This is a genomic window from Halobacillus hunanensis (assembly GCF_900166655.1).
Lineage (GTDB): Bacteria > Bacillota > Bacilli > Bacillales > Halobacillaceae > Halobacillus_A > Halobacillus_A hunanensis.
Genome location: NZ_FVZB01000005.1, coordinates 889,089 through 903,155, shown reverse-complemented (window position 1 = coordinate 903,155; position 14,067 = coordinate 889,089). Strand labels below are relative to the sequence as shown.

Genomic DNA, 14,067 nt, shown 5'->3' with positions numbered 1-14,067 from the left:
TTACTTACTTTCCAGTTCGGATGGATCCATATGTCCTTCATGCTCCTTAATCACGTTTAAAGCACTTTCATAATTCTCATCCTTTACATCAAAGCGCAGCAAATGAGTTAACTGTTTATCAGGGCCTGATTTATCTAAATTATTTAGCGGGATTAACCGTGATAACAATGGAGTGTTATCTGGAATAGGCTCGATATATTCATCCTCAATTGCCAGCTTTTGCAAAGAAGCCTTAACACTTTCAGCATCATTTTCCGTTTCAAAATAAGCCTCTACATGTTTAGTCATCTCGTCAAACTCCTTTAGTGTTTTTACTCTTATCATACCCCTTTTCATTCCCCTCAAACATTACGGCACACGCGTTATGATATGAAAGCACGATTTAAGAAGTGACAGTTGGCTGAGAACCTTGCAATGACTTTGCGGCGAACATTTTTATTACAGCGTCATCCATCGGCGGGTTATGCAGCCCAGAACGTACGTCCCGATAATAGCGTTCTAATGGACAGTCTCTTGACAAGCTGCGTGCCCCAACAATTTTCATGGCTAAATCAACGACATGAACAGCCTGATTTGTTGCAATATGCTTTACAGCCGCTAACTCTGCTCCCATATCGGCTCTGTGATCGGGCTGCTGCACCCATCGGTTCGCTACAGAGTAGAGAATTTCACGGGATTGGAATAAGGCAAGCTCCATTTCGCCTATTTTCCGCTGCACCTCTGGCACTTCTTTAATAGGACCAGGCAAACTGTTTGGCTGATACATACTGGCAAAATCAACCGCATATCGACAAGCAGCTGATGCGATCCCTAGATAACAGGCCGGGATATGCAGAAGCCAGCCTTTCGGTGCAGGAGGACCCACTCGCTGGCCTTCCTCTTCGACAAAGTGTTCAGATGAGACACTTACATTCTGGAAAATAAGATCATCACTTCTCGTTCCTCTCATTGAAGCAGAATTCCATGTAGGGTCTACCTTTACCCCTTCCTGGTTATGATCAACTAGAAAGATACCGATCCTGTCTGTTTGTTCAATACGGGCGGTAACTAACGAATAATCCAACGCTTCAGCCATAGATGCAAATGCTTTCCTGCCATTTATAATCCAATGGCCGCCTTGCAGGGATGCTTGCGTCTCCGGAATCCCTCCTCTCGTCGGGCTGCCCGTACCTTTTTCCGTTGCAGTCCGATTTATTAAAGCTTGCTCATGTACAACCCTTTGACAAAGGTCACGGAATATCGCCTCCTCCCAGCTATGGTTTTCAGCCAGCTCGAGTACACTCCCTAAATGCCAGCCAACTGATAAGGCAGTAGCTCCATCCCCTTTGGCTAACTCTTCCTGCAGCTGTAAATACTCATACAAGTTCAGACCGAGTCCTCCATACTGCTTCGGTACAGTCCAGGACAGGTAGCCGGCATTTTTTAAATCTGCAAAATTTTCATGTGGGAAGTCACCAGATTGATCCACTTCTTTGGACCGTTTATAAAATTGATCACGAAGCTGAATGACTTTCTCAAGACGTCCTTGCTGTTGATCATCTGCCATATATGTTCCCTCTCTTTCATGCGTTTTTTTCAAGCTGAACGGACTCTTCTGCCTTTCTCTCAGGCAGCACTCCTGCTATAAACATAACCGTAAATCCAGCTACAGAACTTGCAAACATCGCTAAATAAATGTTTTCAATAATGGCCTGATTCGTAAATAGCACATAAAGCGTTACCCCTACGACCACTGCTGCAATGGCTCCAAGTCGGTTCGCTCGTTTCCAAAAGTAACCTAAGGTAATCGGTGCTATGATCCCGCTGATAATCGCGGAGAAACTAAACTGAATAAGGATCGATAACGACTCTGGCCGGTCAAGCGAAATGTATAAGGTAATCGCCCCAATAATAAGAAGGGAAGCCTTCGCCACGCTTACACTTCTTCGGTCAATCAACTGAGGGTCACCTCCACCTTTCGTAAAAAAGGATGCAAGCACTTTATAAATATCATTGCCGATACTAGTCGTTACACCGAGATATAAACTATCTGTACTGGACAATATGGCTGATATAATTCCGACGATTAAAATGGCTACCACTACCGGTGGAAAAGCTTCCATCAAATAAGCTGGAATCGCTTTATCAGCGCTTTCTAAGGAAGGAAGAAGCACACGAGCCGCCAATCCGCCTACCACCATTAATGTAGAAATTAAAAACAAGGTAAGGCCAGCTGATAGTGTAAATGGACGCAATTCTTCCTCTGTTTCTAATGAAAGCACCTTATTTAACAAATGCGGCATTAATACGAAGCTGAATAATAGAAACTGCACAGCCAAAATAGCCAGAACACTATTGTATGGCCCTGTTGACGAAATAGGTGCAACAAGATTGGGATCGATTCCAGCCAAACGACTAGAGAGCTCCCCGAAGACTCCGAATCCGCCCCCGATTGTCCATAAGAGAGAAATTAATATGAGAACAGATGTAAACGCCATAAAAATTCCCTGGATGCCATCAGTAATAATTTGCGCAAAGGCGCCTCCTAAACCAATATATACGACGGTTATCGCAACTCCGATAATGACTCCCCACATATAGGGAATTCCAAGAACGGTTTCAAAAATCGTTGCCAGCCCGACATTTTGCCCTACGATATAGTACACATTAAATAGAATAAGCAAGCCAACGATCACCTGCAGGGCTTTACTGTTGTATTTTTTTCCTAACCACTCAGGCAATGTTGAAACCCCTCCGAACTTTTTCCCATATCGAAAGAAGGTTTTCGCAAAAAACAATAACCCTAACCATGAAACGCCAAAGCATCCTAATGTGTACCAGAGCACGGCCGTACCATATTCATAGGCGAGCCCTGGCACTCCAATAAATAAGTTTGCACTTGCATAAGTCGTTGCGAAGCTGGCTCCAACGATCCATGGGTTCACCTTTCCTCGAGCTGTTGCAAAACCACTCATCGTCTTACTGTATTTCGAGCCTTTACGGCCAATCCATGTGACAAATAAAAAGTAAACGAACAACAAACCGCCGATAAACCACACCGTTCCCTGTGATAAGGTCTCCATTTACTTCCCTCCTTTGGATGGCTTATACATCCCCTGCCATAGAGCTAATCCTGCCGCCCAGAATACTACGATTCCTATTCCATAAGTAACAAACATGAATTTCTCCTCCTTTTATGACCACTCTTTTGGTACTTCCACGAGAATCGCGAAGCCTTGCCCTCCGCCTCCGCATAGTGATGCAATTCCTCGGCCCCCGCCTCGGCGTTTTAACTCATGAACGAGTGTAAGCACTAATCGAAACCCTGTGCCGCCCAGTGGATGTCCGATTGCAATCGCTCCGCCATTTACATTAACTTTTTCAGGATCTAATCCGAGCTCATCAATGCTTGCGAGTGCTACACTTGCAAAGGCTTCATTTATCTCAAATAAATCAATCTCTTCTTTTGTTATCTGATACCGTTTGAGGAGTTTTGCAATCGCGTCTGCCGGTTTCGTATGTAAACTTGAATCAGGTCCGGCTGTTTCCGACCAGCCGATGACCCTGGCAAGAGGAGTCTGCCCGATCTTTTCTGCATAACTTTCCGACGCAACCACGCCGACACTAGCTCCATCAGTCATTTGTGAAGCGTTTCCTGCCGTAATCGTGCCGCCTTCTCTAAAGGCAGGAGGCAGCTTGCTTAATTTTTCCGCAGTAGACTGGGGCCTGATTCCTTCGTCACTTACAACCTGTTTGCTGCCAGCCTGAACAGGTACAATCTCATCATTTAACCAGCCTTCTTCCTGCGCCCGCGCTGCCTTTAACTGAGACTGCAAGGCAAATTGATCTTGTTGTTCCCGGGTAATATGTCGTTCTTCGTTTTGAGTATCTGTCAGTTCGCCCATGGAAGAATCCGTCAAAGAACACCAGAGACCATCGTTAATCAACGTGTCAGTAAACTCAACAGGACCTGTAGCCAGCCCGTTTCTAATGGTCGCTACATGAGGGGCATTGGTCATGGAATCAAATCCGCCGACAAGGTATAACTCCCCTTCCTCAAGCTTGATACGTCTAGCCGCGTCCGCCACTGACGCAACCCCGGCCAAACATACATTATTAATCGTAATCGCCGGTACCGACCATGGAATGCCAGCTCCTGCTGCAACTGACCTGGCAGGATTCTGTCCCTGTCCAGCCTGCAGCACCTGTGCCAAAATAACTCCATCCACATTCAAGGCCTCCGGCACACGCTCCGCCAGCGCCTTAGTCGCTTGAATGCCAAGATCCTTCGCTCCTAATTTGGATAATCCGCCTTTCCATTTACCAAATGGTGTACGAACACCATCTAAAATGACAACACTCATTGTCCAGCCTCCTTAATAATCAAAATCCTTTTCTTTCCATTTACCCTCTTCCATAACTTCACTCTCATCAGTAAAGCGCTGTTCTTTAAACGGATCTCCTTCGTTATGAAACCCATTTTGTTCCCAAAAACCAGGCGTATCTAACTCCTTAAACTCAAAACCTCTAATCCACTTTACACTCTTCCAGAAGTACAAGTGCGGGATAACGAGCCGGAATGGAAAACCATGCTTTTCCGTCAGCGGTTTGCCATTATAGGAATGAGCCAGGATCACATCTTTCGCTAACAAATCTTGTAGAGCAATATTAGCTGTATAATCATAATCCCCATGAACCATCACGTAACGATTGTCTTTAGGAATCTCAAACCCATCCAGTAAATCTTTCAGCAGGACTCCTTCAAACTCACTATCGAACTTTGACCACCTCGTCACACAGTGAATATCACAAACAACTTTCGACTGTGGCAGCTCCATAAAATCCTGATATGAAAAACGAAGCGTTTCATCCCCAGCCCCGGCAATCTGAAAATCCCATTGTTCGAGGTCATAGGATGGTACTTCACCAACTGTTAAAATAGGGAACTTCTCCGTTAAAACCTGACCCGGCGGCAGCCGTCCGTCAAACCGCTCGGTAACCTGTGGATCCTTTGACCGCTTCAACCGCTCCGCCTTATTCATTTCAATCACCCGCTTTTTGAATAATAAAAAGCCCCTTTCAAAATGAAAGAGGCTGAAGATTTTGCTTCGACCTCTCATCTTCCGGACTATGTCCGTTGGAAGTAGCACCGTGTCTATAGACCGGTTGCCGGGCGTCAAAGGGCCAAATCCCTCAGCCTGCTCTAGATAAGAGTAAGTAAACGTAATTAAGTTACTTGCCATGTTACAAATAAACTTTGCTAAAGTCAATAATATTTAGAAAATTACACGAAAAAGCTGCTTTACTGCACATGCTGTTTAGCTAGCTCAAGCTGCTGTGCCACTTGTTCAAATCCAGTACCGCCTTCACTATTTCGAGCAGCCACAACCTGTTCAGGCGCTAATTTTTCATAAATATCCTCTTCAAACAGCTCAGAAAACCCCTTATACTCGTCAAGCGGCAAATCAAGCAAAAACTTCTGCTCATGAATCGCATACAGCACAATTTTGCCGATCACCTCATGCGCCTGACGAAACGGAAGTCCCTTCAACGCTAAATAATCTGCAATATCCGTCGCATTTGAATAATCCTCGTTCACCGCCTGACGCATATTCGCATTCTTCACTTCCATCGACTCCACCATTGGAGCAAGCAGAGAAAGCGCCCCATCCAGCGTCTCCACCGTATCAAACATGCCTTCCTTGTCCTCCTGCATATCCTTATTGTACGCAAGCGGCAGCCCCTTCAGAAGGGTCAGCAATCCCAGCAAATTACCATAAATCCGCCCCGTTTTTCCGCGAAGCAGTTCAGGCACATCCGGATTCTTCTTCTGCGGCATAATACTTGATCCCGTACAAAACGCATCATCAAGCTCAACGAAATTAAACTCCTGACTGCTCCATAGAATCAACTCTTCCGAAAACCTTGATATATGAGTGATTAAAATGGAAGAAATAGATAAAAACTCCAGAATAAAATCCCGATCACTGACGGCGTCCAATGAGTTTGGATAAACGTGATCAAATCCGAGTTTCTCAGCTGTCATCTGACGGTCGACTGGATAAGGAGTACCAGCAAGCGCTGCTGCACCCAGGGGGGACCAGTTAATCCGCTTCACACTATCCTGAAGACGCTCTTTGTCCCGCTCAAACATCCAAAAATACGCCAGCAAATGGTGAGCAAATGAAACAGGCTGGGCTCTTTGCAAGTGTGTATATCCTGGAATGACTGTTTCCACATGAGCATCCGCCTGGTGGACAAGTGCTGCCTGGACTGCTTCGACCAACTGTATTAAATGATGTGTCTTTTCTTTCAAATATAAATGCATATCAGTCGCAACTTGATCATTTCGGCTTCTCCCGGTATGGAGCTTACCACCCACAGGGCCAATCTCTTCAATCAGCAGCTTTTCGATATTCATATGAATATCTTCTTGTTCAACCGAAAACTCAACTTCTTCGTTTTCTATTTTCTTCTTAATAATGTGTAAGCCCTCTTTGATTTGAGAGACTTCCTCTTGTGAAATAATTTGGCACTCCCCTAGCATCTCCACATGAGCTAAACTGCCTTGAATATCGTGTAAAGCCAGTTTAACGTCAAAGCCGATCGAAGAGGTGTACTCTTCGACCAGTTTGTTCGTTGGCTTCGTAAAACGTCCGCCCCACAATTTACTCATAAACACTCACTGGCTGTTGGGAAGCCTTTTTATCCTCACCTTTATGCACATCTGCATGAACTTTAGTCGGCAGTCCCCACAGTTTAATGAAACCAACTGCGGCATCGTGATCAAACGCATCATGCTTCGAATATGTGGATAATTCGTCATTATAAAGGCTAACCGGTGATTTCTTACCAATAACTGTATGATGCCCTTTAAACAGCTTCACTTTCACCGTACCCGTAACTGTTTTTTGTGTTTCTTCCACAAATGCTTGCAATGCAGGCTGTAAAGGTGAATACCATAAGCCATCATAGATCATCTTGGCCATTTGCTGGTCGACCGTTGCTTTATACTGCGATACTTCTCGCGTTAATGTCAGAAATTCTAGTTCTTTGTGTGCGTTAATTAAGATCATCGCTCCCGGATTCTCATATACTTCTCTCGATTTAATCCCAACGAGGCGATTTTCCGTATGGTCAATACGTCCGACACCGTGCAGTCCGCCTAAATCATTTAATTTTTCGATTAGGGGCACAATATCCATCGGCTGGCCATTTAAGGCAACAGGAACGCCACTATTAAACTCGATATCTATTACGTCTGGTGAATCTGGTGTCTTTTCAACCGGATTTGTCCATGCATACGCGGCTTCAGGAGCTTCGGCCCACGGATCTTCAAGCACTCCAGCTTCGCAGGCACGTCCCCAAATATTAGCATCGATCGAAAATGGATTATCTAAATTAACAGGAACCGGAATTCCTTTATCCTCTGCGTATTTAATTTGTTCATCACGTGTCATCCCCCACTCTCTGACAGGGGCGATAATCTCGAGGTCCGGGTTAAGTGCCTGAATCGACACTTCAAATCTCACCTGGTCATTTCCTTTCCCTGTACAGCCATGAGCGACCGCAACTGCTCCTTCCTGTTCGGCAATCTCTACTAAGAGCTTCGAAATCAATGGGCGAGACAATGCTGAAGATAAAGGATACTTCCCTTCGTACAACGCATTCGCTTTTAGGGCTGGCATTAAGTATCCCTCAGCAAGGAGTTCCTTCGCATCTACCATGATCGCCTTGATAGCCCCAACATCCAATGCTTTTTGACGAATCGTTTCAAGATCCTTTCCTTCGCCGACATCTAAGCCTAGCGCAATTACATCATACCCGTATTTCTCCTGGATCCATTTGACCGAAATAGATGTATCAAGTCCTCCTGAATAGGCCAATACTACTTTAGGTTTTGTCATTGTAAATGCCTCCTTGTAAAATTCCATTAAAATAATCCGCCTCTAACTAATGTTAGAGACGGATTTCATATCTTTGTTAATCCGCGGTACCACTCTGATTGTCTATTAAGCATAGACCCGCTTGAATCCTGATAACGGGGAGTCCCGGTTTACGAGCTACTTATGTTCACTCGAACTTCTCTGAAGGGCGTTTCGATACGGGATGAACTACCAGGCTTCCACCACTCCCGGCTCGCTGTTGTTCGTTCACCGATCTACTTATCTTCGTCGTTGAATGTATATTTATTATTTAATATTTATAATTATACATATTCATTTATAGAAGTCAACGTGTTATCTATTTTTCTTTTACAAAAATTTATAACCATTTAGCTGAATTCATTTCATAAATTGCTCTTTATATGAGAAAAGATAAAATTTCTCTGTGACAAGGCGCTTAGAAAATGGGCCAAATTAAATAGTTGTAAGCTGTCCTCACACCAAGTATAATTTGATAGTTACATGATTTATTCCATTGAGAAAACAGGAGGAATATAATGACGATGCAACCTTATAACAAAACGTTAATGGCTGGTCTATTGCTCGCGGGTTCCTTTATCGCGATATTAAATCAGACACTTATGATTACAGCTATTCCTCCAATTATGGATGAAATGAATATATCAGCTAATACAGCTCAATGGCTGACTACGGTCTTTATGCTTGTGAATGGAGTAATGATTCCCATTACTGCCTTCCTAATTGAACGCTTTACGACTCGACAGCTCTTTATGACAGCTATGAGTGTATTTACTGTGGGGACAATTGTAGGAGGGCTTGCCCCAAACTTCGGTGTATTGTTAATTGGAAGAATCATTCAATCAGCCGGAGCCGGGATTATGCTGCCGCTCATGCAGACGGTATTTCTTTTAATTTTCCCTGTTAATAAACGAGGAGCAGCAATGGGGTATATCGGGCTTGTAATCTCCTTTGCTCCAGCGATTGGACCGACCTTGTCAGGCTGGGTCACATCTCATTATTCTTGGAGATTTCTTTTTCTACTCGTTTTACCTTTAGCGATTTTAATTATTTTTATTGCTTATTTCATTTTAAAAAATGTTACAGAACTCACATATCCGAAACTCGATATTCCATCGATCATCTTATCTTCCGTCGGCTTTGGAGGACTTCTGTTTGGTTTCTCAAGTGCCGGAAACTATGGGTGGGATAGTGGGCGAACTATCGCCATTCTTGCCATTGGGGCCCTTACGCTTGTCGTCTTTATTATGCGGCAGTTACGTATGAATCACCCAATGCTTGAGTTCCGGGTATTCAAATACAACACATTTACGATCGCTACCATAATTGGAATGATCTCATTCCTCGGGTTGATCGGCTCAGAAACCTTAATCCCGCTGTATATGCAGAATATGAGAGATTTCACAGCTATGGAGTCCGGACTCGTTCTCCTTCCTGGTGCTCTTATTTCCGGATTAATGTCCCCGATTACCGGACGAATTTTTGACCGGATTGGAGCTCGTTTGTTAGGGATAGTTGGTTTAACGATTATGACTGGTGCAACCTTAGCTTTTGGCTTCTTGGGTACATCAACGACGCTTACTTTCTTAATTGTCATGTATGCTGTCCGTATGTTTGGATTCTCGATGGTGATGATGCCGGTAACGACAGCAGGTTTGAACCAATTGCCGCAAAAATTGATTCCACATGGAGCGGCTATGAACAATACGATGCGGCAAATCGCTGCATCCGTCGGAACCGCCATCCTCGTTACGATCATGACGATGACGGCCCAAAGCGCCCAGCAAGCTCCATCCATCTCAAATCCTGGCATCCACGGAGTCAACGTTGCTTTTATGGTCATTGCCGTTTTATCGTTAATCGGTATTATCTTATCAATCTTTGTTAAAAGGACCTACCCGCCAGCTGAAGAAGAGTTTGAAGCTGTGGAAACAGAACACGGTAAGAAAAAAGCAGAAAATATGTAAGGTAGTAATAAAGGAGAGAGCATCCATTGAACGGAAACTCTCTCCTTTTTCGCTGCCTGTATGAATTTTTACAAGTGTTTTACTAATAGGATTTCGTCAGTGATGGGTATCCCGTTGTCTGATAGAAAAGGGATTTCGGGTTTCATCTTCCTTGCCTTCTCAACAGCATCACGATAAATCTCCTCAAGTCGATACCCCTTCTTTTGATAGAATCCTAGCGCGTGTATATTATCATTTGTCGTCACTAAACGGATATGTTGATGACCTTTTTCACGCACTGTCTTTTCAACCTTTTGTAAAAGTAACGTTCCTACACCTTTGTTCTCGACCACACTATCTAACGAAATAACTTCACACTCATCTTCTTCAATGATATATGTAATTAAGCCCATGATGTCTCCATTTTCATTTAATACCGCTCTAACTGATCACATTGAAATATCCCCCGTGATACGACCATTTTCGAACTTCCCCAATGGGCCGTAAAAAAAGCCGTAACTACATTTTTGTCTAGTTTATGGTTTGAAATAACTTCCATCAATGTTCCTCCTCCTTTTGTAATTTTAACAGGTTATAGAGAAATCCCTTGTTTTCCCTACTATCATTTTTGTGTACGGGCGAATACTATTCTCCTTCCTCGAGAAAGACGGCAATCCTCCTCCATCTCCGGGTTCTCGACAGCCTTTTCTTTACTGTAGGTGGTCTCGCAGTCATCCCCCCTCGCTATTTCAACAATGAACTCATAGGGACCATCTTAATAAAATACGGAACGGTGGTTTGTGGAATTTTTTGGACTAATTGTACTAATAAACAGCTAATGGAAAGTGGTTTCGAGTTGATTCCGAAAAAAACATACGGAAAGGGAGATGGGGAAGGGGGAGACTCCTGTGGGACTAAAGTACAAGGTGAGATCCCGCAAGGCGGCAGCCTGAGGAAGCTCACAGTACTCCCACGGAAAGCGACTCCTTCTCCACCTCCCCTTCACCCCTCAGACATTCGGAATCGAGTTTTTCAAAATACTGGCTTAGCCTAATAAATTTATCAAAATTCCTGCTTGTTAAATTTTAGTTTAATAGAGCATAAAACCGGTTACATATATGATGACGTTAAATCGATTTTTTTAAAAAGGGAGTGTCGCACAAAAATGGAAAACGATCAAAATCAAACACAGACCATTAGCATGCCTCGTATTGGTGAAAGAGCACCTGACTTTAAAGCCGCATCTACACAAGGAGACCTCTCCCTAGATGCTTATAAAGGGAAATGGTTTGTCTTATTTTCGCACCCGGCCGACTTTACCCCTGTCTGCACAACAGAATTTGTTGGTTTTCAAGGAATTTATGACCAGCTTCAAGAACTTGATACAGAGCTTGTCGGTTTAAGTATTGATAGTATTTCGTCCCACATTGCCTGGATTCGGAATATTGAAGAAAACTTTCAAACGAAAATTCAATTTCCAGTTATCGCAGACTTGGATAAAAAAGTCGCAACAAAATTTGGCATGATCATGCCTGAAAGCAGTGGTACCGAGACATCCCGCGCTGTGTTTGTCATCGATGATAAAGGAACGATACGCTCCATTATATACTATCCGTTGACTACCGGCCGAAACATGGCTGAAATTGTTCGTCTAGTGGAAGCACTGAAGACGACGGAAGAACATGGTGTCTCGACACCGGCTGATTGGCAGAAGGGTGAACAAGTTATCGCACCACCTCCTAAAACACAAGAAGATGCCGATAAGCGGATGGATGATCCAGAATATGATTGTGTAGATTGGTACTTCTGCAAAAAGGACCTTAACAAATAAAACAACCCATTTGATCACACATAAAAACCCCTCATGACCGTTAGGGCCATGAGGGGTTTTGTTTATAATCATTTAGGGATAGTAATGAGTACACGGCCGTCTTTAATGTCGACCTCTGCCCCCATTAAAGCATTTTCCATTAGCCAGTCACTGCCATGAATACTAAGCACATACCCATTGTCTGGAATAGGTGAATTGTTGCCGCCTCTTTTAACAACCTTGCCTTCTACTACAGTCACCTCATACCCGTATATGTTCGTGCCTGTCGTGTCTCCATGCTCAGGGGTGTACTGGATGAGCTCCCCTGCCCCCCGAAATTTGTTGACACCATCAAGGGGTCTGGACAGTACATATTCTCCATAGATCGCCTGAAACAGGAATGGTTTAACCACAAACTTACCAACCTGCTGCGGTATTTCTTCAAGTTCATTGACTTTAGCCATAAGCTTCTCTCTATATTGTTCAGCCTCACCTGAATCTCCGGCTTTCTCTGCCATTAACAGTTGAACAGCGATGACACCAGCTTCCCCGGATAATTTCAGTTTCTCTAAATATGGATCTACCTCTTCAAGGAACCTTTTATTATCCATATTCTCCCGTAATCTTTCCGGTACGGTTTGTATATTTTCAAATTCAGCAATTAAGTTTTCTGCCGCTTGCTCTGCGTCTGCTGATTCGTAAGCCGCCCAAAATTCTTCAATTAACGGGCTTAGCGTTAACGATTCTTTATCCGTAATACGTGAGGAATAAGAGTTTTCTGCAAAAGTTCTCAGTGCATTGGCCGCATCACCGCCAAATGACTGAATACTGCGTTCCCATGACTCCTTTGGATCGTAAGCATAGGAGTTCCACGTATAATCAGCAATGGTGTACAGTGGAATTTTCGAAGCTTCTGCCTCATTCATAGGATTTGCGGTCAAGCCGATGACTCCGTTTTCTGTTAAGTCAGCATCCCTTTTAACTAAAGGACCCAAGAATAACCGGTTTCTCTCAAAGTCATTGACAGGGTAATTGTCCCAAATTAATAGATCATGCTGAAAGATCTCCGATACCTTTGCTGCTCCCTCAGAGGTTATTTCCTCAGGAACGACAGCAGGACCTGTCCACATGACTACAATCTCATCATGCACTAATTCAGCAAATTGTTTACGATACGTGTTTGTATGATTCCCGGCGTAATCTGTCGGAACTGTAATTAACCGCTCGGCACCTTCATGGGTTTGAATAAACTCCTGATTAAATCGATTTAAAAGATAAGCTTGAGCGGCAGCCGTCGGATCAGCTTCATCTCCGAATTTCTCCTTGTCCTGCTCGCAGTGAAGGTCGTAGCTGATATCATCTAGAAAAATCGCATACGAACGGACTCCGAGGTCCCATACCGCTTCCATTTTATCCATTAATAATTCAAAATCCTGATCCCCTGAATAACAAACTGTATTTCCTGGTGAAAGGGAAAATGTAAATTCAATGTGATTGTCATTGGCTTTATCCACTAGCTCCTGCAGATCACTTAACTCTTCGGCAGGATAAGGTTCACGCCATTTTTCTCTATGGTAAGGATCATCTTTTGGTGCGTATATATAGGCATTCATCTTATTCTCACTGTAAAACTCCAGCTGGCTTAACCGATCTTCGTGTGACCACGGAGGACCGTAAAACCCTTCAATTGAACCACGGATATCCATGTCAGGCCAATCACGAATTTCTACAGCTGGAATCCAATCCCGACCTTTTCTCTCTTTAATGATTTGCTCAAACGTCTGAGCCGCGTAAAACGTTCCAGCCTTGTCCTTCCCAGCAAGAACAATTTGCTTCTTAGTTTTATTCTGTGAAACGAATACATAGCCTTCTTCTTGCAGCTCTTCAGGTCCCTCCACTTCCGAATTCTTCAGCACTTCCACTGTCGCCGAGTTTTCGGAAGGTCCCCCGATCCATATCGTAATAGGAGTATTTGGTGCTGACTCTCCAGCTGTCTTTCGAACAATTCGTTTAACCTCGGCTTCTTTTAAGGCTTGTTTCACTTCGCGTACAGCTGCTTCATCTGTATTCTCCCCGACAACCAAACCTACAACAGGGGTCAGAGGGAAACCTTCACCCAGCTTTTTCACTTCCTGAGGTTTGGGGTTTATACCTAACTTACTATCCTCTTCGTTTTCTTCCGCATGTACATAGCCGACCATCATCAATGATGCGATGAACAGAACGAACATACCGAAAAACAAACGCTGCCTGGTCGCTAACAAACCTACCACCCACCTTTTTAAAATTTAAAAAGATGCCGATTCTTAGTTGTGAAATCGCTTTCAATTATATTAACAACTATATGTATATTTGTCTATACCACTTTAGTTCTTAGATTTGTAAAATAGACAGGACATTATACCTT

The 14,067-nt window shown here is 43.7% G+C and carries 10 protein-coding genes, 1 pseudogene, 1 riboswitch and 1 other annotated feature; of the genes and pseudogenes, 2 read left to right on the top strand and 9 right to left on the bottom strand.

Annotated elements, in window-relative coordinates; genetic code table 11:
• The 7 genes from B5354_RS05495 to B5354_RS05465 all read right to left on the bottom strand — a co-directional run bounded on the left by B5354_RS05495 (nt 1) and on the right by B5354_RS05465 (nt 7,886).
• Nucleotides 1-288, bottom strand: coding sequence for a hypothetical protein (locus B5354_RS05495; protein WP_079526638.1), 288 nt, complete (start codon nt 286-288; stop codon nt 1-3).
• A gap of 94 nt (nt 289-382) precedes the next feature.
• Nucleotides 383-1,546, bottom strand: coding sequence for an acyl-CoA dehydrogenase family protein (locus B5354_RS05490; RefSeq protein ID WP_079526816.1), 1,164 nt, complete (start codon nt 1,544-1,546; stop codon nt 383-385).
• A 16-nt stretch (nt 1,547-1,562) separates the two neighbouring features.
• The gene (locus tag B5354_RS05485) at nt 1,563-3,062 is read right to left on the bottom strand and encodes a sodium:solute symporter family transporter (protein WP_079526636.1); all 1,500 of its coding nucleotides are present in this window, start codon (nt 3,060-3,062) and stop codon (nt 1,563-1,565) included.
• A 111-nt stretch (nt 3,063-3,173) separates the two neighbouring features.
• Nucleotides 3,174-4,343: an acetyl-CoA C-acyltransferase gene (locus tag B5354_RS05480; RefSeq protein WP_079526634.1), complete on the bottom strand. Its 1,170-nt coding sequence runs from the start codon at nt 4,341-4,343 to the stop codon at nt 3,174-3,176.
• A gap of 12 nt (nt 4,344-4,355) precedes the next feature.
• The gene (locus tag B5354_RS05475; RefSeq protein WP_079526814.1) at nt 4,356-5,021 is read right to left on the bottom strand and encodes a sulfite oxidase-like oxidoreductase; all 666 of its coding nucleotides are present in this window, start codon (nt 5,019-5,021) and stop codon (nt 4,356-4,358) included.
• Nucleotides 5,022-5,092: 71 nt separating this feature from the next.
• Nucleotides 5,093-5,193, bottom strand: a riboswitch (SAM riboswitch).
• An 88-nt stretch (nt 5,194-5,281) separates the two neighbouring features.
• Nucleotides 5,282-6,655 (bottom strand): argininosuccinate lyase, encoded by a 1,374-nt coding sequence (argH, locus tag B5354_RS05470; RefSeq protein ID WP_079526632.1) that lies wholly within the window; start codon nt 6,653-6,655, stop codon nt 5,282-5,284.
• The gene (locus B5354_RS05465; RefSeq protein ID WP_079526630.1) at nt 6,648-7,886 is read right to left on the bottom strand and encodes an argininosuccinate synthase; all 1,239 of its coding nucleotides are present in this window, start codon (nt 7,884-7,886) and stop codon (nt 6,648-6,650) included. Before B5354_RS05465 ends, argH begins: the two co-directional genes overlap by 8 nt.
• A gap of 51 nt (nt 7,887-7,937) precedes the next feature.
• Nucleotides 7,938-8,166 (bottom strand) — a binding site (T-box leader).
• Between the two features lie 256 nt (nt 8,167-8,422).
• On the opposite strand from B5354_RS05465, the gene B5354_RS05460 reads away from it, so the two are divergent.
• Complete coding sequence (locus tag B5354_RS05460) at nt 8,423-9,871, top strand: DHA2 family efflux MFS transporter permease subunit (RefSeq protein ID WP_079526629.1); 1,449 nt, start codon at nt 8,423-8,425, stop codon at nt 9,869-9,871.
• Between the two features lie 68 nt (nt 9,872-9,939).
• Here the strand turns inward: B5354_RS05460 and B5354_RS05455 are convergent.
• Nucleotides 9,940-10,409, bottom strand: a pseudogene (locus tag B5354_RS05455) (GNAT family N-acetyltransferase).
• A gap of 606 nt (nt 10,410-11,015) precedes the next feature.
• Between B5354_RS05455 and B5354_RS05445 the strand changes: the two are divergent.
• On the top strand, nt 11,016-11,681 hold the full coding sequence (locus B5354_RS05445; protein WP_079526625.1) for a peroxiredoxin: 666 nt from the start codon (nt 11,016-11,018) through the stop codon (nt 11,679-11,681).
• Nucleotides 11,682-11,749: 68 nt separating this feature from the next.
• On the opposite strand, the gene B5354_RS05440 is transcribed toward B5354_RS05445, so the two are convergent.
• Nucleotides 11,750-13,924, bottom strand: a complete 2,175-nt coding sequence (locus B5354_RS05440; RefSeq protein ID WP_245804710.1) for a glycoside hydrolase family 84 protein — start codon at nt 13,922-13,924, stop codon at nt 11,750-11,752.
• Nucleotides 13,925-14,067 lie beyond the last annotated feature (143 nt).

Excerpts from the sequence above, each read along its gene's own strand:
- B5354_RS05490 (WP_079526816.1), bottom strand. The coding sequence starts at position 1,546 with ATGGCAGATGATCAACAGCAAGGACGTCTTGAGAAAGTCATTCAGCTT.
- B5354_RS05460 (WP_079526629.1), top strand. The coding sequence starts at position 8,423 with ATGACGATGCAACCTTATAACAAAACGTTAATGGCTGGTCTATTGCTC.
- B5354_RS05495 (WP_079526638.1), bottom strand. The coding sequence starts at position 288 with ATGACTAAACATGTAGAGGCTTATTTTGAAACGGAAAATGATGCTGAA.
- B5354_RS05485 (WP_079526636.1), bottom strand. The coding sequence starts at position 3,062 with ATGGAGACCTTATCACAGGGAACGGTGTGGTTTATCGGCGGTTTGTTG.
- B5354_RS05465 (WP_079526630.1), bottom strand. The coding sequence starts at position 7,886 with ATGACAAAACCTAAAGTAGTATTGGCCTATTCAGGAGGACTTGATACA.
- B5354_RS05475 (WP_079526814.1), bottom strand. The coding sequence starts at position 5,021 with ATGAATAAGGCGGAGCGGTTGAAGCGGTCAAAGGATCCACAGGTTACC.
- B5354_RS05480 (WP_079526634.1), bottom strand. The coding sequence starts at position 4,343 with ATGAGTGTTGTCATTTTAGATGGTGTTCGTACACCATTTGGTAAATGG.
- argH (WP_079526632.1), bottom strand. The coding sequence starts at position 6,655 with ATGAGTAAATTGTGGGGCGGACGTTTTACGAAGCCAACGAACAAACTG.
- B5354_RS05445 (WP_079526625.1), top strand. The coding sequence starts at position 11,016 with ATGGAAAACGATCAAAATCAAACACAGACCATTAGCATGCCTCGTATT.